8 protein-coding genes and 3 pseudogenes are annotated in these 25,516 nt (G+C 63.8%); 7 read left to right on the top strand and 4 right to left on the bottom strand.

Going from position 1 to position 25,516, the window contains the following annotated elements; translation table 11 throughout:
* Window positions 1-107 precede the first annotated feature (107 nt).
* The 3 genes from ACWPN3_RS00290 to ACWPN3_RS00280 all read left to right on the top strand — a co-directional run bounded on the left by ACWPN3_RS00290 (window position 108) and on the right by ACWPN3_RS00280 (window position 14,013).
* On the top strand, window positions 108-7,493 hold the full coding sequence (locus ACWPN3_RS00290) for a hypothetical protein (protein ID WP_492260977.1): 7,386 nt from the start codon (window positions 108-110) through the stop codon (window positions 7,491-7,493).
* Window positions 7,490-13,648, top strand: a complete 6,159-nt coding sequence (locus ACWPN3_RS00285; protein WP_492242364.1) for a hypothetical protein — start codon at window positions 7,490-7,492, stop codon at window positions 13,646-13,648. Before ACWPN3_RS00290 ends, ACWPN3_RS00285 begins: the two co-directional genes overlap by 4 nt.
* A gap of 137 nt (window positions 13,649-13,785) precedes the next feature.
* Complete coding sequence (locus tag ACWPN3_RS00280; protein ID WP_492242365.1) at window positions 13,786-14,013, top strand: transposase family protein; 228 nt, start codon at window positions 13,786-13,788, stop codon at window positions 14,011-14,013.
* 181 nt (window positions 14,014-14,194) lie between these two features.
* Here ACWPN3_RS00280 and ACWPN3_RS00275 read toward each other — a convergent pair.
* Window positions 14,195-14,641, bottom strand: a pseudogene (locus ACWPN3_RS00275) (transposase family protein); the annotation flags it as partial.
* 203 nt (window positions 14,642-14,844) lie between these two features.
* Window positions 14,845-15,812, bottom strand: a pseudogene (locus ACWPN3_RS00270) (IS5 family transposase).
* Window positions 15,813-15,958: 146 nt separating this feature from the next.
* Here ACWPN3_RS00270 and ACWPN3_RS00265 point away from each other — a divergent pair.
* From ACWPN3_RS00265 to ACWPN3_RS00250, 4 genes and pseudogenes are all read left to right on the top strand, one after another.
* Window positions 15,959-17,140: a hypothetical protein gene (locus tag ACWPN3_RS00265; protein ID WP_492242366.1), complete on the top strand. Its 1,182-nt coding sequence runs from the start codon at window positions 15,959-15,961 to the stop codon at window positions 17,138-17,140.
* Window positions 17,141-17,142: 2 nt separating this feature from the next.
* On the top strand, window positions 17,143-19,341 hold the full coding sequence (locus tag ACWPN3_RS00260) for an SIR2 family protein (protein WP_492260976.1): 2,199 nt from the start codon (window positions 17,143-17,145) through the stop codon (window positions 19,339-19,341).
* A 19-nt stretch (window positions 19,342-19,360) separates the two neighbouring features.
* Window positions 19,361-21,952, top strand: a complete 2,592-nt coding sequence (locus ACWPN3_RS00255; protein ID WP_492242368.1) for an AAA family ATPase — start codon at window positions 19,361-19,363, stop codon at window positions 21,950-21,952.
* A gap of 206 nt (window positions 21,953-22,158) precedes the next feature.
* Window positions 22,159-22,593: pseudogene (locus ACWPN3_RS00250) on the top strand (transposase); the annotation flags it as partial.
* 61 nt (window positions 22,594-22,654) lie between these two features.
* On the opposite strand, the gene ACWPN3_RS00245 reads toward ACWPN3_RS00250, so the two are convergent.
* Both ACWPN3_RS00245 and ACWPN3_RS00240 read right to left on the bottom strand, forming a co-directional pair.
* Window positions 22,655-23,623: an IS5 family transposase gene (locus tag ACWPN3_RS00245; protein WP_492242369.1), complete on the bottom strand. Its 969-nt coding sequence runs from the start codon at window positions 23,621-23,623 to the stop codon at window positions 22,655-22,657.
* A gap of 467 nt (window positions 23,624-24,090) precedes the next feature.
* Window positions 24,091-25,473, bottom strand: a complete 1,383-nt coding sequence (locus ACWPN3_RS00240) for an IS1182 family transposase (protein ID WP_492242370.1) — start codon at window positions 25,471-25,473, stop codon at window positions 24,091-24,093.
* Window positions 25,474-25,516 lie beyond the last annotated feature (43 nt).

Raw genomic sequence — 25,516 nt, 5'->3', positions numbered from 1 at the left:
CCATGCAACAGACCTTGCCGCCAAGGCAGCAGAATCGAAGCCTCCCGCAGCCGGAGGATAACGTTTCCCGCATGTCCGACACCCAGGGAAGCCGAGGGGGATAGCCGATGATTACACGCACTTTCCGGTTTTTCGGAAATTTCCGGCTGCACAAGTCGTCGGACTCTGACGAGTTTGGATGGAAAAGCCGATTTAAGGTCGTCGGGAACTTACTGGAGATCTTCTACGTCGCCGGCCCGGAGGATAAGAAGGCTAGGGCGTTTGCACGCGTCGGCAAATGGCGAGGCTCGGCCCTGCCCGATCCGCCGGCGACACCCCCTGCGGAAGAGTGGAACGTCTTTTCGAAGACGGACGAAATTATCCAGGAGCTTCTCGAAAAGGAGGCCGTGTCTTTCTGGATCTGCGAGCCCGAAGACGGGTCCGGTACACGTGGACGCACGCTCGTCATCCACGACGCGATCGTTCTCGACCAGTATCGAGATCGCAAGGCGGACGTGCCGACCGAGCGCTTTCCCCTCGTCGCCACCTATAAGGTGAAGAAGCAGACAGCCGGTTCAATCGTCTGCTTTGGAACGGCAAACGACAAAAACTACGCCGCACGTCATTATCTTCGCATCGAAATCGCATTCGCGTTGCCGCGCCTCGGTGAGGGGGAACCCGGCGCGCTCGCGTCCGGGGTCCTGGTTCCCACGAGCCGGGACGTGGATTCCGACTTCACCAGCTCGGACGGCGCTTTTTCCGGGCGTCCCGGCGGCGCTTCCTATGATGGGGATCGCGGGGAACCGTTGGGACACTTCGGCTATTCCGACAAGGCCGAAACTTCCGGTCGGTTCACCATCCTGAACGGTAATTCCGGCCTTTGGCCGGATCACCGCGAGTTAGCGTTGAGGAGCGGTATTGGATCGCTCGGCAAGGCAAGCTCCCGCACCCTGGAAGTCCTCTCCGAGCGAAGCGCCGACGGACACGTCTACGCGGTAACCCACACATCGACGCACATGCCGCAAGGGAACGTGCTGGCGCTGATGGGCCGGCCTTATCCACGTTTCGTCACGAAGCAGATCCGTGCGGAAACGGTAGCCACCTGCAAGATTTCGGACGAGACGATAGGCCTCGCTCTTAAGACCGGACTTAAGACCGGAAAAGTAGAGATTGCCTGGGAATTGCACGTCGTCGTGCGGGCAAGGCCCGAGGCGCAGTTGTCGCCCGAGGGGGTACCCCAGGGCGGCAATGCGGCCGTCGACGACCTCCTGGGTGGTGGATTGCAGGAAGTTTCGCGCATATCGACATCCGTGCGCCAAGGATTGGCAGCAAGCCGGCGCCTGCCGCAGTCGGTGCTGCCGGTAATCGCCTTTCGGCCCAAAGCCGCGAAGATCGCCGTCCCGCTGATCGCCCTAGCGAAGATCGAAACCAAGGGCTTGCTCGGTACCGGCGTCGATCTTTTGCTTGGAGACTACAATACAGCGGCACCTCTGCCCTTCGGCGTTACCCTCGACACAAAGGCCGCGGTCGGCCGACGCCAGCCCGAAGACCGTCACCACTTGCCAGCCGATGAAGACGGGATCAATGCCATGGATCGCGTCCGCTGGCAAAGACATGCCGAGCACGACGATCCGCTCACGGTCACGATGCAAATGCCCGGCTTCGATGATGGGCATCAGTCCGACCCGTCGGCGGCAGGCTTCCCGCTTATACTCGCCTACGACCCGCGTATGGAGGAGTTGCGCGAGCGTGGCGGGTCTTCCTATACAATTTGGAACGACAACAAGGCTCAATCCCTTGGCCTATCGACCGCTCGACTGGGTTCCGTGGCCATGGCCGGCCACGCCAGGCTTCTCGTCGATGCCGGGCAAGGCGAAGAGCCGTCGGGAACGCTCCGTATCAGGCCCCCGCACCGTTCGCGGCCGGATCAGCGAGCGGCTGCGCAAGCCGCTCCGACGATCAGCTTGGAACTGAGCCTGCGCCTGGCGCTCAACGACTCCTGGTCGGTCACGGCGGACATAGCGCATGGCGATCGCGACGAGCGCCCCGCCGATATCTTGATCCGGGAGGACAGCCACGGTGGAGCGCATGACGACGACACGGGCAAGTCACCACTCGAAATGCGACTTGTCGAGGCGGTGAGGGACGACCAGGATCGCCACCTGGTCGCCGAATTGAAGGACATGTCGGCGAAACCGTCCTATCCGATCCGCTTCACGGTCCTCACCGACGCGCCGTTCTCGGCGTACCGGTTCAGCAGGCGACCATTCAACGCGAGCGGAACGGACGAATCTCTCATCGTCGCGGTCTTTGACTCCGACAGCGGCGTTTGGCAGCTGCGCAAGAGCGAGGAGGTCTATCGGTTCGACCGGCCGGCCGGCGCGGTGGGAGAAGACGCGGACAAGCCCGGGCGACTAGAATTGCATGATGCGGTGACCCGCGGCCAACCGTTGCGCCCGGCGTTGAAATCCGTCAACGGCGTGGTGCGGCGGCTGGCCGTCGATATGCGCTATTCGCCGCCCACGACTTTATGGGTGCGTCCGAGCGACCTGCAAAGGAACTACCTGCTTCCGGAATATGCGGCGCGCGACCTTTTCCGCCAGCGTGGCGACTTCGGCATCGGCGTTGGACTTGTGGCCCTGCGTTCGGAAGCCGTCTACGGCCTTGCATCGGGGCTTCTCGTCCCTCCGATCACCGACGGAGGCATCGGGCCGCGGGTCGCCGAGCTGAGCGCGGTGACCGGCATCACGCCCCTGCCGGTCGACAACAGCGCCGCCGACAAACAGGAGAAACGGTGGCGCAAGCTCCACAAGGCATTGCAGAAACGTCCGGAAAGATTGGAAATCTGGACTCTGGACCGTACGTCGACCAATCCCTTCGTTCCTGCCCATCTCAAGGCCGGACTGAATATCTCGCTCCGTCACACGGCGCTCCTGGCTCCGCCCGTCGACGATCCGCGCGTCCTCCCGGATCCGGTCGCGTGTGACGCACCGATCAAGCCGCCGCGATTTGCCGAGCACGGTCTCGCGGGTGGTGCTCTCTGGCCGATCGAGTCCGCCAATGTCGCGCGTGTCGTCGCAAGCGCCGTGACCGCCACGGGAGGCGAACTCGACAAGGTGGCGATTTCTCCGACCGGCCTGAGCGCCGACCAGAAGGCTAGCTTTCTCAACGGCTATGTGACGATCGCCACCGTCACCCGGGAAAAGCACCTGCAGGAGCATCGGGTCGAGGTCCTCGGCCGCATTGCCGGGCTATGGCATCGAGCCCGCCATATCGTGACCTTCCTTCGAGACACGTCCGAATCGGCGCAGTTCGTCTCGGAGGATACCGAAACGCGCAGCCAACGCGCGGTGATTCGAAAGCTCGACGAATTCGTCGAAATCCTTGAACCGGAGCGGCGCTATCCCGACGTGCCGGGCGTCGATCCGATTTGCACCGGTTTTCTGGAAGGCGTTCGATTCAACTCCCGCAAGATCGCCGTCAACAGCGCCTGGGGGCGCGACCTCGGGCGTTTCGGTTGGATAGTCCCGCTTTGGAACCGCGGCGAAGCCGAGATTAGGCCACAGGTCTTTCCGGAGCCGGATGTCGCCTTCCTGACCCGCGCGGAGGGACGTATCGACGACCCGATCAGTGCGCAGGAATGCCGGGACACGCAGCTGCTATACTTCTTCACGGATACCGAAGAGGGTAAGGCAGGCAATATCGATACGGACGTCTGGCCCGCGCGGGAGCATGTCGATTTTTGCCAGGCCGGCCATCCGTCCGTTCAGCGGGAAGTGTTTCGAGCGATCCAGGACTCGAACATCGTGGACCGCAAGGAAAGGCGTCCCACCGATTCCCGCCTGGTACCCGGTCTGCGCCAGTTCACATGGCGCTTGGCACCCTCCCCCGTGCGGACACGGATCAACACCGGCATGGGTGACAAACCGGTCTATGCCGGCGTCGAAAGCGTAAGCTTCATGCGAGGCTTCGAGCTCAAAGCAAAGGACATGGTCGCGCCGATAGCGGCCCTTGCCGACACCATCAGGGAGACCGCGCCGGACAGGTTGCCGATCGGGCTTATCCAGGCAGCTCTGCCGATCCGCCTGGACCAGGACAATCTCGGCGGCTTCGCAACGTTCAAATCGAAGTTTGAATCGCTCCGGGCAGAGCTGGAGGCGGCCAAGGACGAGCATGCAACCTTGCACGTGCTCGCTGAACTCAAGAAGACGATCGGTGGATTGGAGCATCCGGATGTCGCGGTCGACAAGCTGCTGAAGCATCTTGGGCCGGAGCTGATCTCGAAGGCTGCCGAGCTTGTCGGAGGCCGGGGCAAGGATATTGCCCAGGTCATGTTGAAGGCGGAGAAATCGGATTGCGGCGCGCTGGCGAAGGCGGCGACCGACGGCCTGCGTCGGCGCAAGCTGATGGTCTTGCGCGCGGTCGAGGAAGCGCAGCAGAAGACGATCGCCCAACTCGACAAGTTACCGCCGGACGTGCCGGGGGCAGAGGCGTGGATCCGCGCGACGTTGTCAGACGCGATCAAAAACGAGATCTCCGGCTTGGCGAATGAAGCCAGCCAAGTGATCGGCGGCCTGTGCGAAGGCGTGGCGACCGCCCGCGCGATCGTCGCCGATTGGAAGGTGGACGCGGACGCCGGCATCGCGCGCGCCCGCAGCCGCCTGCATGCGGCGTCTTCGGCGATCGACCGCGATAAGCCGTTTTCGCGCGACCGACTCGACCGAGCGATTGGCCAACTGGACGAAGTCGTCGGATCCGTCGGAAAGGACATCGAGCAGGCGCTCGACGAAGCTCGTCGCCGCGTGGCGTCCGAAATAGCCCATAGTGCCCGTGGCCTAGGCGCGCAGCTCACCACCGTCATTGCAAGCATCGTCAAGAAAGAGGCGGCGGCGCAGGCAAGGCTGGCATCGGTCCAGGACCTGCTGGCGGATCAGAGGTCGCAACTTGTCTCAAGGATCGAAACCCTGCCCAACTCCGCGGAGATCGCCGCGGAAGTAGGAAAGATCGAGGCGCAAATCGACAAGCTGACGGAAGGCGCGCCCAAGGAAAAGGCGAAGGTGACGCTAGCCGCCTTGAAGGGAGCGATCTTCCCTCCCGACATCGACAAGTTGAAGGCCGACGCAACACGGAAGATCGACGAAGCGACCATCTCCGCTTCCGATTCGCTCGACCTCGTGAAAAAGAGCCTCGACGAAGCGAGCACCAGCGCGGTCGAGGTCCTCGGCGGCGCGACCGGTTTCATATCGGCCTTCGCCGAGGCGGCGGAGGAGTTCGAGGTCGAAGACATCCGCGAGCTTGCCGGTACGTTCGCCGGGACGATGAGCCAAGCGGTGCGGTCCGTCGAAGAGCGCGCGAACGAGCTTTCGACATTGTGGGAGTTTGCGTCCGATGTCCTCGACCAAGTGGTCGAGGATGTGGTTGCCCGGCTCGACGCGCAACTTTCCACGATCGATAGCGCGGCCGGCACCGCGCTCGGTTCGGTGGACCGATGGCTTGCCCGTTTCGAGGGGCAGGTCGGCGAGGTCCGCTCGGCGCTGCCGAAGGCGCTGGTCGAAAGCTTCACCATGCGTGTCGTCGATCCGGCGCTCGATGCCATGCTCCAGCGCGTGGCGTGGCCCTCTTCGTCGGACGCCGAAATTTGGCTGGCCCAGGCGCGGACCGCAGTTCGCGCCGCGGTCAACGGTTTTTCGTTGCAGCTGACCGATGCGATCGACGACTTCGAGGGGCTTTCGGACGGGATGGCCGAGAAGGCCATGGATCTCTGCAAAAAGCTGGTCGGCACAAGGGACAAGCTTTTCGAGGGGGCAAAGGAGTACAAGGACGCGATCGTCGCCGATTTGACCGAGCAACTAAAGCTCGGCCCGCTCGAGAAACGGATCGCCGAGCTTGAGGCCAATTGGAAGTGCGCGAAGGACGCAGTCGATGAGCTCCAGCGATCCGCCCGCACTGTCCTCGCCGCGCTCGACGGCGTGGCGATGGAGGTGGCCTCCGCCGGAGACCACGCCCGCGCGTATGTCGACGGCGGGGTCGAACGATTTCACGAACTCCTCAAGGGCGATCCGTCTGGATTGCCGGGCAAGGCGCTTAATCTCGTCAGTTTCCTCGCCCATAGCCCGGAGATCGCAGGGCTGCAGACCAATGCCGACCGCATCCGAATGTATGGCGACCAGGCTAGGCGCGTGCTGGAGACGCCCGAAGTGCGGGCCACGCTCAACTATCTCGGGGATGCGCTGAAGGCCCTAGGCCTCGACTTCAACGTCAAGCAGATCGCCGACTCGCTCAAAGTCTCGATTCCGGAAGGCTGCAAGTTCAAGGACATCGTCTCAAGGATAGGCGGCATCGACCTGAGCCACCTGATGTCCGACACTCCGGTGTCGGACGGCATTCGCGACGCCGTGAAGGTCACGCACGACCTGGATACCAAGGCCGGCCGCGCATGGGTGAGGGTCGACGTCAATGCAGCGCTCCCGGATCGCCAGCGCATGTTTTCAATTGGTCCGTTCACGCTGTTCATGGTTAGGAGCCAGTTCACCGCCTTCATGCGCGCCGAGGCCAGCAAGGACCGTCTCAATGCCGATGTCACCGACATGGCGGAACTGCGAACCGATCTCGAGGCCGTCGTCGCCGGCCAGGTCATGCTGACGCTTGCCGACGTCAGGATCAGCTACTCAAGCAAATCCGACCTCGACTTCAAGATCGATCCGACCAAGATCCGGATCCATCAAAGCATGCGCTTCATCCAGGACATGTTCGGTTCCATCTTGGGCGGAGATGGCGTCGGCCCCCTAAAGTATCTGCGTGAGAATAAGCAGATCGTCGGCGTCGAGCATCAGTTCGCGCTTCCGCCGCTGTCCTTCAACTTCGGGACGTCGGGCGTATCGAACATCCAGATCGCGAATCGATTTTCGCTCAGGGCGTTTCCCGATTTCGTGATCGCAAACCAATTCAACCTTTCCCGCCGCGACCTTCCCTTCATTTTCTCGATCTTCGTGATAGGTGGGACAGGCTATTTGCAGGTCGACACGGAATACCGGCCCTTCGACAAGACCTTGCTGGTGGTGGTGGAGGCCGGCGTCGGCGGTTCGGCGTCGCTGGCGTTCTCGTTCGGGCCGGTCAGCGGCGGCGTCTACATCACGCTCAGCATCGTCCTTCGATACCAGAAGCGGATCGGCCCGCCCTCACAGCCCGATGACGGGCTTTCGGTATCGATGGTGCTCGTCATCGCCGGCAACGTTTCGCTTTGGGGCATGGTCACGGTCTATCTCGGACTGATGCTGTCCATGTCTTACCATGAGAGCGGGCGGATAGACGCCACCGGGCAGCTCAGCGTCGAGGTCAGGATCTCGCGCTGGTTCAAGCTCAAATATTCGACCCAGGTCCGCTACAAGCTGCGCGACGGGCGCTCGAGCACGGAGGTGGCCAGCCAGTCGAGCGTCACCGGCGAGGCGCCCGACCGCGCGAGGGATGCCCTCGAAAAGCTCCGCAAACTCGATGAGGCGAGAAAGTCGCTATGATCAATGTCATCCACATTGTCGCCGAACCCGAGCCCCCTGCCCTGCATGGTCTCGCCGATCCGTTGCGCGTTTTCGGGGTCCACCTCGCGCTTGAAGTGACGTCCGACGAGGATGTCAGCGACGAAATGGAACGGGACGCCGAGCAAACGTTCGAAGAGTTCGCCGTTCGGGCGCCGCTCGGCGAGTTTCATCTCTATCGCATCGAGGCCGGCGATGCCCACCACGTCGCCCTCCTCCCACGAAATCACCTGATGCCCGGCAATCCTCCCGGTCGCCTAGACGTCATGAAGTGGCTGCTGAAGTGCCGCGACGCGTTGCAGACGCTGAACGGGCAAGAGTCAGCAGGCGTCGCCCCGGCGTCCAAGCCAAGATTTTTCGTGACCCCGCAGCGCGAAACGGCCGATATGCGCAACGCCAGGGCCGTCGATCTGCTTCGGGCCTCTGCGCGCTGGCCGGCGCCGGTGGCGCAGCACGCGGGCTTGACAAGTGCGCTCGTCGCAAAGGCGGCAGGTCCCGGCGACGAGGTGATCGTCTTTATCCCGGTCGAACGAGGAATGCCGACCAAGGTCAAGGTGGTGGGCAAGCTCCACGAAGGAAGCCAGACGGCGCTGTATCACCTTGCGATGGAGTGGGAAGACCCCGCCGGTACGATCGTCGAGACTTTCGAAACGAAGACCCCGCTTCTGAAGCAGTACGAAGACGCCCAGCTGTCGAACGGATTGCGGCCCGACGGAAGCGTCGACATCGTGCCGCATGCCGATCCCTTGCATCGCCTTGTCGTACGGATCGAGGATAGGGCGTCATCCCTGCTCTGGCCCACGACCATTTTGGGGACTATCGCGGGCATCGATGAAGTCATGAAGGAGTTCCAACCCAAGGGCCAGGAACTATTCTCGCCCGACGGTCTCCGCTGGTTTATCCGAGCCTCGGTGGCTACACTCTTCGACCCGAGCATCACCGGTCTTCTTCTGCCGGTCTCGAACGAGCGATCGCGGGTGCGGCGCTTCGGAGAAGTGCTTGGCCGGTTGACGCGGCTCGTTGCCGGCACGTTCGAGGCCGCCGATACGCGCCTGGATGTCGACGAGCGCAAGCTCTATCTCAATCTTCACGAACGCCTTTGGGAAAAGTTTGCGACGTGGGCAACGCCGGAGACGCTCCTTCCCGAGATCGTGAAGATGTTTCCCGACCCGGATGAACTGGGGCGGATAAAGGCGTCGCTTGGTCCCAAAATGGATGCTCCGCTGATATCCCGGGATAGGTGGATGGCGGAGCTCGACCTGCTGTCCGCCGAATTGGCCAAGATCACCCAGAAGCTCGAAAGCGAAGAGGGCGTCGAAGGATGGCTCTGGACTATCCTTGACGAGACGCTGAGACCTTCGGTGGCAAAGACCGCCTATACCGACGGCACCAACCTGGACCACGTTCCCGACCTCGACGACGCGCTGGAAAAGGCATTCGCGGCCTTCCGTATCCAGTTGAACAAGGACTTCGACGCCGCCGCCGCCATGCGCAGGGACTTCGGCACGGAGGCACTCACGGCGGTGCTGGACTACGACGGCGTCAAGGATACGCCGGTCATCGCCGATCGGACACGCAAGATTCGCGAGGCCATTCGATCGAGCAACACACTTTGGCGCAGGCTGGACGACGCGACGAGTATCCCGGGTCCTCCTGGGGCCTTGGACCGGCTGTGGCTTGTGGCGCCGAAGCTCGCCGTCAAGGGCGAAGACAGCTTGCGCCAGGGGTTGGGGCCCCTTCTCGAGAGGGAGATGGCGTCCAGGCTGGATGCCCTCGTCGCAGACCCCGACGAATCCGAAAAGACGGTCTTTCGCCCGGACGACAAGCCCCAGGCGCTCATGATGCCGATCGCCTCCGCGCCGCTCGACCATTCGGAAGACTTGGGCACGCCGGAGATCCAGTCCTTGGGCGCCCGAATTTCCGGGCTTGGCTTTCTCGTTCGCGCATATCACCCGAACGAGGAGGCGGACAAGACGAACGCGCCCATTCACGTCAGCCTTGTCGGCCTGGAGGTCGACGGTCCAAAAGCCTACAACGTCGACGTCACCGTGGATGCCACCATCCCGACCGCCGCTCCAGGCAGTTGGGGCATGTTCATTCCCTATTCCGGGTCGCCGCTTTCGAGCCCTGGGCAGTTGAAGCCCGGCTCGGAGGAGCACCCCGCCGCCATGGCGCCCTTCACTGAAGCGTCCACGGCGATGTCGGCCTTTGCCATGAAAGAGGCGATCTACACGAAACATGAACCGGTGCCGACGCTCGCCTACGGCCTGGTCTACGGGTTGTCGGCCTTCTGGGTACCGTCTTCGGGACTATTGCCGAGCGCCGTCAGCACGCGGATCGGTTCCGGTTCCGCAACCGCAATCGCACCTTTTCTCCCCAAAGCGCCCGGACCCGACGATCGCATGTTTTGGCCGTCCGGCTCGGGTTGGGCATGCCTGCGGCGAACGGCGATCTCGGAAACGCCGCTTGCCGCCACCGACGGGACCGAGCTTCGAGAAGACAGCCTACCCGGCGACGTGCATCCGATCAGTTTCGATGACCCTCGGATCGCGTTGGAAGGCTTGCCTCGATCGTCGCGGTGGCGGGACATTTATCGCGCCGGCGATCGTCTTGGGGCCTTGGGCAAGGATGACGGACTTCCGCTGGCCAAGGACGATCGCGTGACTGTCGAACTTCATGAGGTGATGGTCGACCAAGCCTTTGATATCCACGATCTCATCGTCGTCATCAAGACTCATCCAGATGGAGAACACGGTCTGGTGGAAGCGGCATTCAATCCCGGGACGCGAACGATATCGCTTCGCTTCCATCCTCCGCAGGAGAGGTACTGGCTTCGCCTGAAACTGGCTTCGGGCGGGGCACAGGCATTGAGCTTCGCCGACCCGATGAACGAGAAGGGGCAGGCGAACAGCGACCGGAAGGCCAATCTGCTTTTGCTTGCCCCCGGTGCGGGCTGGACGCGTCCATCCGAGCGAACGATCAGGTTTTCGGTGCCGTTGGCGTCCATCGAAGACGTCGAACGTTGGGGCCGGAACACGGCGTTGTGGTCTCAAACATGTGGTTCCGGCGACAAGAAGAAGACCCAGGATCTTCTCAGGGCCCTGCGCGAGGCGCGAGCTCTTTTCGAAGTGATCGGCGATCCGATGAAAAGCATGATGCACAAGCTGCCCGACCCGGCGGTCAGCGGCTTCCTCATCGGCGCGGCCTTTGCGGACTGGACGGTCGAACCCAAGTCCGGACGACGGGAAGCGCAGGAACAGTTCATTCCGGTGCGGCCCTATGATCCAAGCTTTCTCGACACATACAAGCCTATCTTGACCGACGATGACCACAAGGACCAATCCTCGTTCCGCCGCGCCGTCCTGAGAGTGAAGGCCTTCGTGAACGCAATCTTCCAGGCCGCCGAGCACAAATTGAGTATCGTCGCAAAGGGCCCCGACCTCGAGTTCGAAGACCACCAGCTCAGGGTTCCCGTCGGCACCGCGACACACCTTTGGATCACCCCGGCCGTGGATCGGGAATTGTTCGAGACGTCGCCGGAGACGGGGAAGATCCGAGGGATCTTCGACCCACGGATGAGACAACTTGCGGTCGGATCGACGTCGCAGGCGTCGACTGGCTATTTCCTCTTCGACGGTGTTCGCCTGGTCGTCGAGGCGATGGCCGAATTGGCCGACGTGACCGGCCTCGTTGGAAAGGAGAGCGGCTCGAAGCTCGGGCATCTCCCTTCAGACGTGGTGTCCATACGCCTCCACGGCACGTCGCGAAGCTTCTCGGTCGACGCTGCCCCCGCTCTCTCGCTGCGATTGTTCTCGCGCGCCAGGCTTTCCACCCAGCAATGGTCCTTCACCGGCCGGCCAATCTATCACTGGATTGATCCGACGGATGGCAGGCCGCAGCCTGGGCCTGTCGTCCCCCTCGGCAGAACACGGTCAAGCGTGCCAAGCCAAGTGGTTCCCATCGAGGTTGGCGACTTTGAAACCGACGCGTTCGGGACACGAGGCGCCGAGGGGAATCCGCGCTTGTTCCGGTTGCGCCCGGCTGAGGAAACCACCCCGTTGATGGACTATCAATGGCCGGAGCGATCCGCGACCTACTATCGCTTCAAGCTCGAAATGGTATCGCGCTACGGCCCGTTGATGGATGGCCGGCGGACGTGGCTGGCGACCGCGGACTGGGCCGCGCGCGTGGCCGTGCTGGCGGATCTCGACGCGGCACCGCTGGCGCGTCCCCAGTTACGGGCCTTCATCCCCTTGCTTGGAAGCATCGAAGAGGCAACACGGACATCGCTGACATGCGTCCTTTCGGAACAACCCTTCGCCTTCCTCGGATTGGCGGGGCGCGTCTGCGCGGAACTGTCCATCACCAACAGGTTCGTCCTCAAGGACGACGGCTCCGGGACACGACGCCTGAGGCTGGAGGACGTTCGCAAGCAGTTCAGCCCGGATCCTCGCCTCAGCTACTACAGCGTGCCCGCGGAACGATCGAAGGCGGCAACCTTGCGGACCGAAGGGCCAATCGGGCTGCATTTCGATGCGCCGAATGCCCCGGATCCGGCCTGGTCGAACAGTCAGTACGTCATCCACGTGGACGCTTCACAGGAGGGGGACGGTGCGTCGCCTGAAGAAATGGAGGAAAGCTTCCTCGGGATCCAGCTCACTCGGTTCGCGGATCCCGGCTGGTGCTGGATGGATCCGAAAACGCCCCGAACGTCGAACGTCGCAACAGACACGTGGATCGACGCCGCATTACCCTTCGAGATCCGGTCCGCCGAAAAGGCGCCGGGGCAGTCCGACACCTACGTCAAGGTCGGTGACCAAGGCGTCGAGGTGCTTAGGGCGGCGCTGTTCAAGGATGGTGGCGACGGATACGTGACCTTATGGCGCAAACCCGTCGTCGCCGTCTTGCTCAAGCCTATGGGCGACAATCGGTTCCGTCTCAGTCTCTTCTGCAAGGAGAGCGATAGTCTTGCCGGCGCCGGCGTCGACCAGCCGCGGCTTGTCTCGTCGGTGATCTTCGCGGCCGCCGGCCCCGTCGTATTGTCGGGGAAGGTTTCGACCCGGCCGACGCGGCAATCCGAAGCGACGATCATCGAATGGGCGCGCACGTCTCGCGACATGCGGCAACTCATGGTCTCCCAGCCGCAAGAAACCGAACCGCAGATGACATTGGTTTCTGCACTGAAAGGCTTTTTCACACCCGCAGCCGCGGCCGGACAGTCGACCATGTCTGGACGGGGTCTGTTCGTATTTCACAAACGCGGCAAGGGCCTCGTGCGCGTGGGCAGTCCCGTTTCGCGGCGGCCTAATCCGCTTCACGTGCATCGTCGCCTGATGCTGGTCTTCACTAAGGCGTCCGAACAGGTCGGCCATCAGGTCGACCTCTTCCACGACGCCGTCCTTGCCGACGAGTGGGGCGCGGCAACCATCCGTGCCGGAGACGACCTCTCGGTGAAGGTCGGTGAAATCGAGCTGCGCGCCGAGATCCACCAAGTAAAGAACCAGGCCCCGGACGCCGATGTCGGCGATCGCTACAAGACCGCGAAATTCGATCTTTTCGCCAGCCATAGTTCTGGAATAAAGCAGCTGCGGCTGCATGTCCGCGCGGCGAACACACCGCTCGACCTGAACCGTCTGCAATTCGAAATCAGCGACCCCGGGAACGCCGTGCCGCTCTTCAAGAAAGTCGGTTCGGCCGGAATTGACGACGACGACGACAAGGTTGAGGGCGTCGATCTGATCATTTACCGCGAGGCCGATGGCGCGGCGTCGCTGCATGCCTGCTGGCGCAACGCAAAAGGCGAGAGCCGGTATCGGAAAATGACGCTGGAAGCGGTGGACGGGAGTCCGCATATTACCAAGTGGTCGGACTTGTGTCATCTGGAAACGCTTGGACTTCGACTGATCGACAACACGGCATCGGAGCGCTGGGTCGATATCTCCATCTTGCAAAGCAGGATGCCTTTCGATCCGGAGGCTCCAGACGCGTTCGATTTCGACTGGTTGTTTGGAACCGACACAACCCCCCTCCCCGCCGCAGTGAGCATGCCAATCTTGAATCGGCTCCCCGAAGCGCAAGTGAGCCTGCTCGGATTGTCCGACGTTATCCCGGTCGAAAGTGCCGCAACGGGCGTTTAAGTTCCCCCGAATGGAGATCTCGTTTTCATATGCAAACAGGAGTGTCAATCGGCTTGAGATAGGGGTTCATCCGCGCATTCGGTGCTGAGACGGACGGCTCGTAGCTATTGGTGCACATGTGAAGCGGGGAGATTCACATGATGCAGATCTCGGATCACGCCCTGCCGCTGGTGCCGGCCGGCCTTCAGGCGACGGCGGTTATGATTGAGCAAGATCGCATCGTCGTCACCGCCGGAACGATTGGAACGGTGGCAACTTGTCCGACCTGCGGAACGGGATCGGACCACGTTCACAGCCACTATTGGTGCACCATCGCTGACTTGCCGTGGCAGGGACGTCAGATCGTTCTGCGGGTTCAGGTGTGAACCAGCAGCCAACCGGGACCACGAACCGACGCACCACAGTCACTTGAAGTGGTTGAGAAAAATTCTGCTGGGGTGCGGTCTTGATCGGCGCCGATCAGGATCCTACCTCGGTGATTAAAATTCATTCATTTATAAAGGGCTACATCGCTTCTGATGGGGTCCCGCTTGCGAGCCGATTCACAATCGGCGCCATCGGCTCTGCTCGGATCAGGCGCAGCAGTGTGTCACCACTGACCGGCATGGCGAGCCGGGAGGACAGACGGGCGCCAGGATTTCCGCCAGCACTCAGTGCAATGGCGCGCTGCGCCTCGGCAAGCCGCCGGGTGCGCCGGACCCGAGGGGCCGCCACTGTGGGCAGCGGCTCGGCGAAGATGCGGCGGGCACAGTCCGCCGCCGCACACCGGAAGCGGCGAACCTGCAGGTGGAGTTCGCCAATCCGGCCCTGCCACGGCGGGTCGCCCAGATGTCGGGAGTACCGACTGTGGACGCGTGCGGAGGGGCGACGGCACAGCGGACAGGTCGCCTTTGTGGCCCGCATGTGGGCCGTAATGGCTATGCGATCAGCGTCGACCGAAACCCGGTCGACGACAAGGCCGGCTGGGAGCAACGAAAGCAGTGATTTGGACAAGGAAACCGGTGCTCTGCAGGGAAAGGAGTTCCCTCTATGTGCTCATCCTCGCGTCGATCTGCATCGGGGATGCACCGAGAATGCGGATGGGCCAAACTTCATTCGGCCTTTACAGTTGGTGCAAATCTCGGTGCGTTGACGAACTGCGCCGGCGTGTTGCAGCGAGGCGAGCGGTGCAAGAGACGCCCCAGCTCCGTTGGTGATCAGGCAACGCGTACGGAGTTCGGGCGTCCGAGGTCGAGCATGCGGTTGAGGAAGATGACGCCAATGGCGACTTCGGTGACCTGCGCCTGATCGGAATGGAAGCGCTGCGCCTCGCCGAAGACGCCCTTCCAGCGCGCCATTTGGCTCTCCACGCCAGCCCTCTTGTTGTAGCCGCTGGTCTGCTGCCACGTCATCCGTCCGGTCTCGGTGATCATCTGGATGTGACGGTCGCGTTGGGTGGGAGCGGTCTCGGCCGTGTCGCTGAGCACGGCATCGCGGCGCGGTGGCGCCACCACCGCGGCTTCGGGATTGCGCCCGTGGACCGCCGCATAGACCCCGGTTCGGTCGTAGACGCCGTCGCCCGCAATCGAGGCGACCGGCTCGGCGACTTGGTCGAGCAAAGGAGCAACCTGCGAGGCATCATCGACATCGCGGTCGGTCAGCATGGTCGCGACGATCCGCCCGCTGCCCATGTCCATCCCAAGGTGCAGGACGCGCCAGGAGCGCCGCCGCTTGGTGCCGTGCTTCTCAATCAGCCATCCGCCCGGTCCGCACAGCTTCAGCCCGGTGCCGTTCAGCAGCAGGTGGACGGGCCCACCGCTCGAGCGCGGCGCCGAGGGCAGCGTCACCGTCCGGGCACGGCGGGCGATGGTAGAGTGATCCGGAACCGCCAGATCCACACCGAGCAGATGGAGAATAGAGGCGAGCAGCCCCTCGGTCTGCCGCAGCGCCAGCCGGAACACCGCTCTCAGCATCAGCGCTGTGGTGATCGCCAGGTCCGAATAGCTCGCCTGTCCACCCGGCGTTCGGCGCGGCGCCGCTTTCCACTGCTCGATCGCCGTCTCGCTGACCCAGAGTGTAAGGCTGCCACGCTGGCGCAGGGCGGCATCGTACTCGGACCAATTCGTCACTGTGCGATTCGGCCGGGAAATGTATGGCGACGAGCGGCATTGGCCTTGTACGGCATAGCGGGCGACCAGAGCGGAGACGGGGCATGGACCTACGACACCGACCGCATCCATGCAACACGGCGGCGAGTTGACAGAAAGAATGCGACCTTTCATAAGCTGATCTTGCTGAAGGACTTGCGACCGGGAATGGCAAAGGCGCCCCATGGAACTCCTCCGAATTGCCGTTGTTTCCGCGCCATCGGCGCGGCGTCATGCCCGCCTGATTGCCAATGACCTCGACCTGCATCGCACGGATCGCCGGCAGTTCCGCGCCGACGTGCTCGATCCGCACCGCGATCGCGATCTCCGCGCCCTTGCCGCACGCCCATACGATGCGGTGGTCCTGCTGCTGTCGCGGGATTTGGACCTGCCGCCGAAAGCGCAGAGACGGATTCGCGATTTGCGCAATCATGCCGACATGGTCGGCCTCTCCCTCGATCAGGCTTCCCCGGCACTGGCGTCTTTTGTCGACCAGTTGGGCATCCATATCGGGCGCAGGCACATACCGCTGGCCATGGCGGCCGAATATGAAATGCGGATTGCGCTCGGCATCCTCTGCTCCAGCATCGTCATCGGCCTTCTATTGAAAGAATGGCAGACCGACTCCGGCAATCCGGAAAGCCTGTTGAGCTATCGCAAGCACCATTTCTCGTTCAATAAGGAAAATCCCTTGCCGGGCTACAACCTTGCCCGCGAGCCGTCGCTTTCTGGTTCCTCCGCAAGCCGGCTTTACGGTCATCTTGTTGTCTATGGACCTTTTGCCTTCTTTATGAATGTCCATAGAAATCGGAAGGAAATGCAAGATTTCTTCAATGGTCTCGCAGCCATTCAAAAGGAAGGCGATGAATCCCTATCAATTGCATTTCTCAGATTTTATGAGAGTCTCCCCGGCGAGGAAATAAGTTCTACAAAGCTGAAACTGCACGACCTCCTCGTCCGAATTTACAGGGGATTGCCGGCTGTCGGCAGTGTGCGCGACGCCTTGATCTTCGCTCCCAAGGACGCCAAGCGATATCTCGACGAGATGGAACTGCCGGGTGAATTGACCGCGGAGGCCGGCCTGCTTCTGCGTGCCTATGCAAGCGTGCAGGCGGAGCCGAGCCCGGCATCCCTGACCGAACCGAGCAGCGCCGGGCTGCTGGAACTGGATCGGGCGCTGCGCGCCACCTATGCGCCCAAATTGCTCTTGAACGGACAGCTCAAATCCCCGCTTTTCCAGCGCGTGCCGCTGGACGAGGTGTGGGCCGCCTGGGTGGAGGCCCGTCGCCCCGACATGATCGACCGCATCCGCCAGGCGGCGACCGAGGGGTACCGCAGCGCCATGCTGAAGGGCAGAGGTCAATAAGCATGGGTGCCGTCCCGTCGCCCCCGCCCCTTCCTGCCTCCCCGACGATCCAGCAAGCCTCGCTGAACGCCTTGGCGAGCGTGGTGGAGACCGTGTCCGCCGGGCGGACGCTGATGTTCGTCGGCTCGGGAGTGTCGATCGACAACGAAGGCACTGATGCCCGCATGCTGATGGGCGCGCTTCTGTTGCGCCTGACCGCGTTCCGCGAGGTTCTGTGCGTCTCCCGCGCCGTGCTGGGGGTGACGGCGGCCACGGACGCGATGGACCAGATCTGGAAGTCCTTTGCGGGCTTCCTTTGGATGAAGCCGTCCGCCATCGCCGCCGCCGCCGCCGATGACGTTCTGGTCGCCAGCAGCCTGTCGGGAATGGCCGATCAGTATTACGAGGTGAACGAGTGGTTCTGTGAAGCGTTCGGCGAATTGATCAAGGCCTTGGACGGGGTCACCGACACAACGGTGGGACTCCTCTCCGTCCTCGTGGCAGTCGAAGAGCGCCGATTGTCCGCGACGCTGCATGCCAAGCTTGCCGGCGGCACGATCACCCTTGGGAATCCGCAACAACTCTCGCTTGCGTTTTACGTCGGCTTCGCGCACGCGCTTTGCGCGATGAAGCATGAGGGCGTTCAGCCCTACACGACGGCCGGAAAGGCGCTGTTCCTCGATACGCTTGGTTTCGCCGGCTCCGACATCATGGGTGGAGAACCGGGCGGCACCGACCGGACCATGGTTCGCAACAGCTATCTGAGGGGCGGCGGCGCCGACCGTCTCCTTCCCCGCCAGCATGCCCTGGCCCGTCTGGCGCGCGAGGGGCTGCTTCCTGTTCTGCTCACTACCAACTTCGACACGCTGGTCGAAGGCGCTTACCGGCTGAACGGCTTCCGGGCCAACGATCCGGCCTGTCTGGAGGAGGGGCCGACCGTTTACGTCATCACCCAGCGGCGGCAGTATTTCGACTGGGGAGCCGGACCGGATGGCGCCCGTGTCCTGAAAATCCATGGATGCGTGCGTGGTTACGGAAAGGTGCGCGCCAGCGCCGAACCCGATCTGAGGCTGTTGTGCGGATCGCCGGCGGGCGCTCCGGTGCTCGATAGCCAGCGGGAGTCGGCGCGGCAGATGCGGCGCGCGCTCGCGGCGATCGTCTATACCTACCGCGAAATCCAGCATTGGCGCGACGATGCCTGGTCACGCGACCTGCTGCGGTCGCTGATCCGCACGCATGACGTGGTGTTCATGGGATATTCCGCCCGGGATCCGGTGATTCATGACACGTTCCGCAGCGTCTACGAGGAGATGGGACGCGCCGGGGGACCCCGCAGCACGCGGGAGACCTGCGCCTATTTCTTCGAGGCAAGCAGTGCTCCGGGGGAGAGTCCGAGCTTCCACTCCGGCGCGCTGCTGCGGCAGGCAAGGCTGGCGGCGGGACAGGATCACGCGGCGCTGGTCGAGGATCCGCATCGCATCCACCTGCCTTTCCGGTTGCCGGGCGGCGCGGTCACCGCGGACTACGACGTGATGCTCCGTTGGCTGTATCACGGCGTCGTCCGCCGTCTGCAAAGACGGGCGCTGGAAACCCACTTGGACACCGTTTACCGGATGATTCAAGGAACGCCCGCGCCGCTGTTGGACCGTGACCGGCTGCTCGCCGCCTTCGACGGTCTCGTCGCCAGGGAAAAAGCGGATGTCGACCGGCAGGCTGCAACCGCCACCTGGAACGCCGTGGGGGTGGCCGTAACCCGGCACACCGCCTGGACCTGGACCTTCCACCCCAAGCTTCTCGCCTTGGCGGAGCGGGTCCGCCGGTGGGCGCGCGGCGTGGTCCCGCCCGATGCGTTCGTCGCCTACACCGAGCAACCGGCCACCACCGCCTGGTTCGCGGTGGTGGAGCTTGCGATACATGCGCTGGCCGCCGGCGCGCCGACAGGAGCCAGCGTGTACGAGCCAGCCCTTACCGCGACCGCGATAGTCCCGACAATGGCCCCCGGAGCGACGGCGCCGGTGGTCAACCTGCTGGCGTTCGTCGCCGCCGGGCTGACCGTCGCCCCGTCGCGGGCCATCACCGGCTACACCGTGCACACAATGGTCCTGTCGGCCACCGCGTCTCGGGGGGGCGCGCGCTCCGCCGACCGGATCCTTCTCGACCTCGCACTCGGTGCCGGATCGTCTCTCCCCGCATTGGCGCGCAGGTCTCTGAGCCTGGTTTGAGCAAGGGAACGGCCCGATCATGATCCCCGACCGCAACACGATCCGCAGCTCCATCGCCCATTGGCTGACCGTGGCCGAGGACGGGCCGCGGCTTGCCGCCGCCGGCGATCCGCACAGACGCAGCGTCGTGCTGTTGAACAAGGGCACCGTCCTTCGCTGCTTCGGCCATCTGGACATCGCGGATTTGGATGCCTTGGTGATCGACCCGGTGCTCAACGTCCTCGGTATCGTCCAGATCGCGTCCGCGCCGGAGGAGGGCGCATCGCGCGCGACGGCTGCGGAAGCGCTGATCCAGCAGGCCGGCTACCTGCGTTTTCTGGCCGCCGAGCTGTATGGCCATGCGCGGCCGGCACCGGCCGTGGAACTGGTGCTCGGACGGCCGAAGGGGGAAATCGCCGATCTCCGCCACCAGCTCGGACGTATCAACCGGGAGACCCACCTTCTGCACGGCATCGGATTGAATCTCCTCGATGTGGAGTCTCTCGGGCCGCGCAGTCTCGCACGTGCCTTCTGCTGGCTGCTGCCGGCAACCCGGCGCCTTTACGAGTCCTATGCGGGAGAGCAAGGCGGCGTGGATGTCCCCGTCACGCTTGAGATCCGCACCTTGCGCAGCATGCGCGACCTCACGCTGACCCTTTCGGAACGGGTCACGGTTATCCGCGGACAGAACGGGACCGGCAAATCGACCATAGCAGAGGCGGTCGAACTCGCGCTGACCGGAGACTCCGTGCGCCTGCGCAGCCTGTCGGCCGGATCCTACGCCGATGTGATGCGTGCGTTGCGGCCGATTGACGATCCCGATGCCGATGTCGGAGTCACCCTGCGTCGCGGTCCGATCTCGCGGCGTTGGTCAGGTGAACCTCTGCCGGTTGGGCAATCCCGGCCGGCGACACTCGCCTTCCGTCTGGACATCCAGGACATGCAGCGTCTGTCGGCGGTCGACCCGGTGCGCCGGCTCGCAACCCTCGACGAGGCATTCGACCTCGGCGCCGACCAGGAGCGGCGCTTCGCCCAGGCACGGGACAGGCTGGCCGAGGCGCTCGGCAAGAACACGCATGTCATCGGCCATTTTTTTCCGGAGAGAGCGGCGGAGGGAACGGGCGGAGAGCTGCCGGGAACGGATCGCGTCAAGCTTCGGCGCCATATATCCTCGCTCATCCACGCCGATGGCGCGGGCGCGCACAGGATCTTGGCATCCTTGCTGCTCCATCCCCTTCGTCCGGAGGATCTTGAAACCCTCGGCATCGAGATCGCTCCGCTCCCGCCGGACGAGCTGGCTAAGCATCTGGACAAGGTGGTGAAGGAATTCCATGAGCGCATGGAGGTGGCACGCCGTTACCTTCCCGCCGCAGCGGAGGCGCTTCGGAGCGTGTCCGATTGGCATTCCCGACGTGACGGAAACCGCCGGGCCGCCATAAGGGACCGCAACGCCACAATGGGAAAGTTGCAGCGCTTTGTCGCCCTCCATGAGGTCGTCTCGTCCCTGTCCTCTCTCGCGGCGGCGGCGGACGCGATGCTGGAAGCGGCCGAACACCAGCCGGACGGTCATTCCGCGGCGGAAGACGATAGCGAGGCCCATGCCCTGGAAGGGTTGAAGGGATTGGCCGAACTCGATGGACGGATCAATTTCCGGCTGCTCGCGAACGATATCGAAGCCGACCTGCTCCGTTATGTGGAGCGTGCCGCCTACGTCTACCCGCAAGACGACAACGCGCCGTCCGGAGGGGACCGCCGTGTCCGGACGCTCACGCGCAAGGGGCAGGAGGCGCTGGACACTCTGACCCCCATCCTGGCAGGTTCCATCGATGCGCCTTCCGCAATGGAAGGGTTCGGAACAGCCATCGTCCGGGCCATGGAGCCGCCCTATCGTCGGATCGCCTTCGGCGACGTCGACATCGGTTCGCCGGGCTGGGCCAATCTGCCCTTGCAGATCACCGACCGGGTGCAGCATGTGCTGCGGAGCGTCGAGGATGGCCGGACCCCCGGCATCGAACCCTCGCAACGCCTGGCCGACCTGGCCGAACTTTCCGAAAGCCTGGAGGACTACGGCAGGAAGGAAATGGAACTGAGCAGTTCCTTCATGCGGAAACTCGATCCATTCGCCGAAGCGGTCAACGAAATCGTCGCGCTGATGACCACGGCGCGGTGGGCCTACGACCCGCTGCGCCTGACGGTAAACGAACAGGGGACGGGCCTTCCGATCGCGATCGAGCGGTCGGAAGGGTTGGGCATCGGGGTTGAGGCGATCCTGAACACGGCGGAACTCAATGTCCTCACCCTAGCGCTGTTTCTCCTGCTGGCCCCCCGCATGGACAACGACGCGCGCCTGCTGGTCCTCGACGATCCGTGGCATGCGATGGACGAGCAATCGGCCGCCACCGCAAGCCGGGCGCTGGCACAGATCCTGAGAATTCTTCCGCCGGAATGGCGGGTGCTGGCCTTGGTCCATGGCGACTTCCACGCCGCAACGCTTACCCAGGAAACCTCCGCGGAGCAGCGGAGGCTCTCCTGGTTCGACACGAAGGTGTCGCTTGATTTGGAGAGACTCCCGGAGACCGTCATTCCCGTAGCGGATGTCCTGGATCGGACGGTGTTGCTGCCGCCGACCTGAGCCGCGTGGGTTCGGCAGCCCACGGGAACGCCGGGCAGGCAGCCGCGCCATGCGGGAACGGCAGTCCCGATGTCCGCCCGGCAGCTTTCAGTCGTCGCTTCCGGCCGTGTCGCGCACCAGGCGACGTTGGTGCACAAAGCCCGGGCCGGTGGTGGTCGGGAGGGCGAGCGGGTATAGAGGCGCCCCCCGCTGAAGTCGAGCCGCTGATGCCGTACAAGGTCAATGAGCCCCACCGCCACAAGATCCCAAAGGCCCGGTACCGTGTGGAGAACTGGCCTGTCTACGATGCGGCGCTGCGCCGGCGCGGTGACCTGACGATCTGGGTGACGCCGGAGGCGGTCGCCACCTGGACGCCGCTGGCTTCGGACCGACGCGGCCGGCCAGCGCGCTACTCGGACGTGGCGATCGAAGCCGGGCTGATGCTGCGCTTGGCGTTCGGCCGGCCATGGCGGCAGACCGAGGGTTTGCTGGGCTCGCTGATGCGCCTGCTCGGCCTGGACCTGCCGGTTCCGGATCACACGACCTTCTCCCGGCGCAGCGCGAATCTGGAGGTCGCGTCAGCGCTGTCCACGACACATGGGCCGGTCAACGTGGTGATCGATTCGACCGGGCTGAAGGTGTTCGGGAAAGGCGAGTGGCACGACTTGAGCGCATAAATCGGCGTGAGGGCGGATTCTGCCGGCGGCCGGCGGCCGGCGGTGATCAGGTGATTTTGCGGGAGGCCGGCATGCCAAGACTGGTCATCCTGTTCATGACCTTGCAGCCGATGGCCGCTTCGACCTTCTGCGCGGGCAGAGTCCGGGCGCGCAGGCTGCGTCCGATGAGAACCTTGTACCTGAGCATCGCCACCTCGACGAGAGAGCGCCGTCCGTAGTGGACCGCTCGTTGCCAGCCCAGCCGACCACGCTCCTTGATCATCTGGATGTGGCGGTCGCGCTGAGTGGGAGCCGTGTCGGCAGTGTCGCTGGTCACCGCGGTGGCGCGCGGCGGGATGATCACCTCGGCGTCCGGTGCACGCTCGGCAATGGCACGATAGACGGGTTCGCCATCGTAGGCGCCGTCAGCAAGGACCGCGCCGATTGGTCGCGTGATCTGGTCCAGCAACGGGCCGACCAGGGAGGCGTCGCCCTCCTCGTTGCTCGTCAGGTCGGAGGCAAGGATCTCGCCAATGTCTGGGCTGACAGCCAAGTGCAGTTTGCGCCAGGATCGGCGTGCCTGACCGCCGTACTCTTCCTGGTGCCACTCGCCCTTCCCGAACACCTTCAGTCCGGTGGAGTCGATCACCACGCTCACCGGGCCGTCCGTCCTGGACAGCGCGGACGCGACCTCCAGATCGGCGCTGCGCCGGGAAAGCGTTGTGTGATCCGGGACCGGCAATTCCAGGCCGAGCAGGCGCATGAGCGAACCTAGCAGGCCTTCCGTCTGCCGCCACGGCCGGCCAAAGGCCAAGCGCAGCATCAGCCCGGCTTCGATCGCAATGTCGGAGTAGTGCGCAGGCCGACCACGCTGGCCCGTCCTCGCCGGCGTCCAGGCGGCGATCGCCTCAGGTGTCACCCAGACCGTCAGATCGCCACGACGGCGAAGCGCCGCATCGTAAGCTGCCCAGTTCTCCACCCGGTACCGGGCCTTTGGGATCTTGTGACGACGGCTCTCGTTGGCCTTGTACGGCATCCGGCTCTCGGCTTCAGCGGAGGCGCCTCTATACCCGCTCGCCCCGCAGACCACCACCAGTCCGGCTTTTTGCACCAACGTCCCATCGGATCGGTCTCCTGTTTGGCGGCCCTGGGGTGGCGGACGGTCCCCCGCTTCTCCCATCGGTCGTATTCGGCCCCCGACTTCCTTAGATGGAGTGGAGGGTCACGCTGTAAGCCGGCAGAGTCTACGCTGCGCAGCGCCACGATGCGTGAGTTTTCTCCGGTGCCGCGGTGGCACGCACGTCTGCTGGTGCGCTGATCGATATCGGGGGCGCGGCCGACCGGCCAAGCCAATACAGCAGACTGATCGACGCTATCAGCGCTCGCTATCCGTCCTTTTCGCGATGGCTTCAAGCATCTGCTTCTGACCGATAGTGTTGAAAAAGTCGGTTGTCGGCAGCGAGCCGCTGTGGCGTCAGCGAAGGGTCAGCGGGGAAATGCCCCTCATGCTGGCCTGAGTTCCGACATCGGGATGAGCTTGGCGAGCTTGCGGAGGTTCTGAGCGGCGGCTGCGAGGTGGAATTCGTCGCGCGCCCCGTTCGGCCCCCGCAATCGCAGGCGGTCCAGCCTCAGGATGCGTTTGAGGTGGGCGAACAGCATCTCGACCTTCTTCCGCTCGCGCCGCGAGGTGGCGTAGGCGTCCGTGGTGGCGATAGCGCGCGCCAAATCGCGGGCCCCTTCATGGATGGAGCGCGGAACCTTGCGCGCGGGCGTGTTCGGGCAGCAGCGCGGCTTGAGCGGACAGGGCGCGCAGTCAAGCGTGCTGGCGCGGTAGCGGATCACGCCGTCCTCATCGGCAAGCGGGCGCGGCGTCCGATAGGTCTTCCGCCTCGGCCGAAGCTCCTTGCCGGTGGGGCAGACATAGGCGTCGGCCTCGTGATCGTAGGTGAAATCGGCCCGTTCGAAGGTCCCGTCGCGGCGCTCGGATTTGTCGAAGACCGGGATATGCGGCTCGATCCCGCGCTCATGGACCAGCCAGCCCAGCATTTCGGCCGAACCGTAGGCGCTGTCGGCCGCCATCCGCTCGGGATAGAGCCCGAAGCCGTCTTGGGTGCGGTCAAGCATGGTGCGGGCGGCGCCGACCTCCGCCTGGCGGATGGCACGGCTCGCCTCGACATCGACGATGACGGCGTGGTCGAGGTCGATCAGATAGTTGGTAGCATAGGCGAAGAAGGCATGCCCCTTGTGCGCCCCCGTCCACTGCGCGGCCGGATCCGAGCGCGAGACGAACTTGGGCTTCACCTCGCTGGCGGCGCCCCAGGCCGCCTCGTCCAACGTGTCGAGATACTCCCGGACCGAGCGCCGGGTCGCCGCCAGCGCCTCCCAGTCGACCTCCTCCGATCCCGCCGCCGAGCGCTGCTTGTTCGCGTCCGCCCGGATCAGGCTGGCATCGACTGCGAAGCCGTCACCGCTAACAAGCCCAGCCTCCATGCAGCGCCGCACCGTGGTTTCGAACAGCTTCCGCAGGAGGTCGCTCTCGCGGAAGCGGCCGTGACGGTTCTTGGAAAAGGTCGAGTGATCGGGAACGGCCCCCTCCAGGCCAAGCCGGCAGAACCAGCGGTAGGCGAAGTTCAGATGCACCTCTTCGCACAGCCGGCGCTCCGAGCAGAAGCCGAAGCAGTAACCGATGATGAGCATCCGGACCATCAGCTCCGGGTCGATCGAGGGCCGTCCCATCTCACTGTAGAACGGCCGCAGATGCACGCGGATGCCGGACAGATCGACGAACCGGTCGATCGAGCGAAGCAGGTGATCTGACGGCACGTGCCGCTCGAGGCTGAACTCGTAGAACAGTGCCTCCTGCATCACCGTCCGCTCGCCCATCACCGCTGCGTCCTCCTTCTGCCAAGGAGGATTGAATCAGGGCTTC

It is taken from the genome of Azospirillum sp. UENF 111221, from assembly GCF_058780625.1.
The sequence above is the reverse complement of the archived record's forward strand: the minus strand, read 5'-3'. Positions and strand labels throughout refer to the sequence as shown.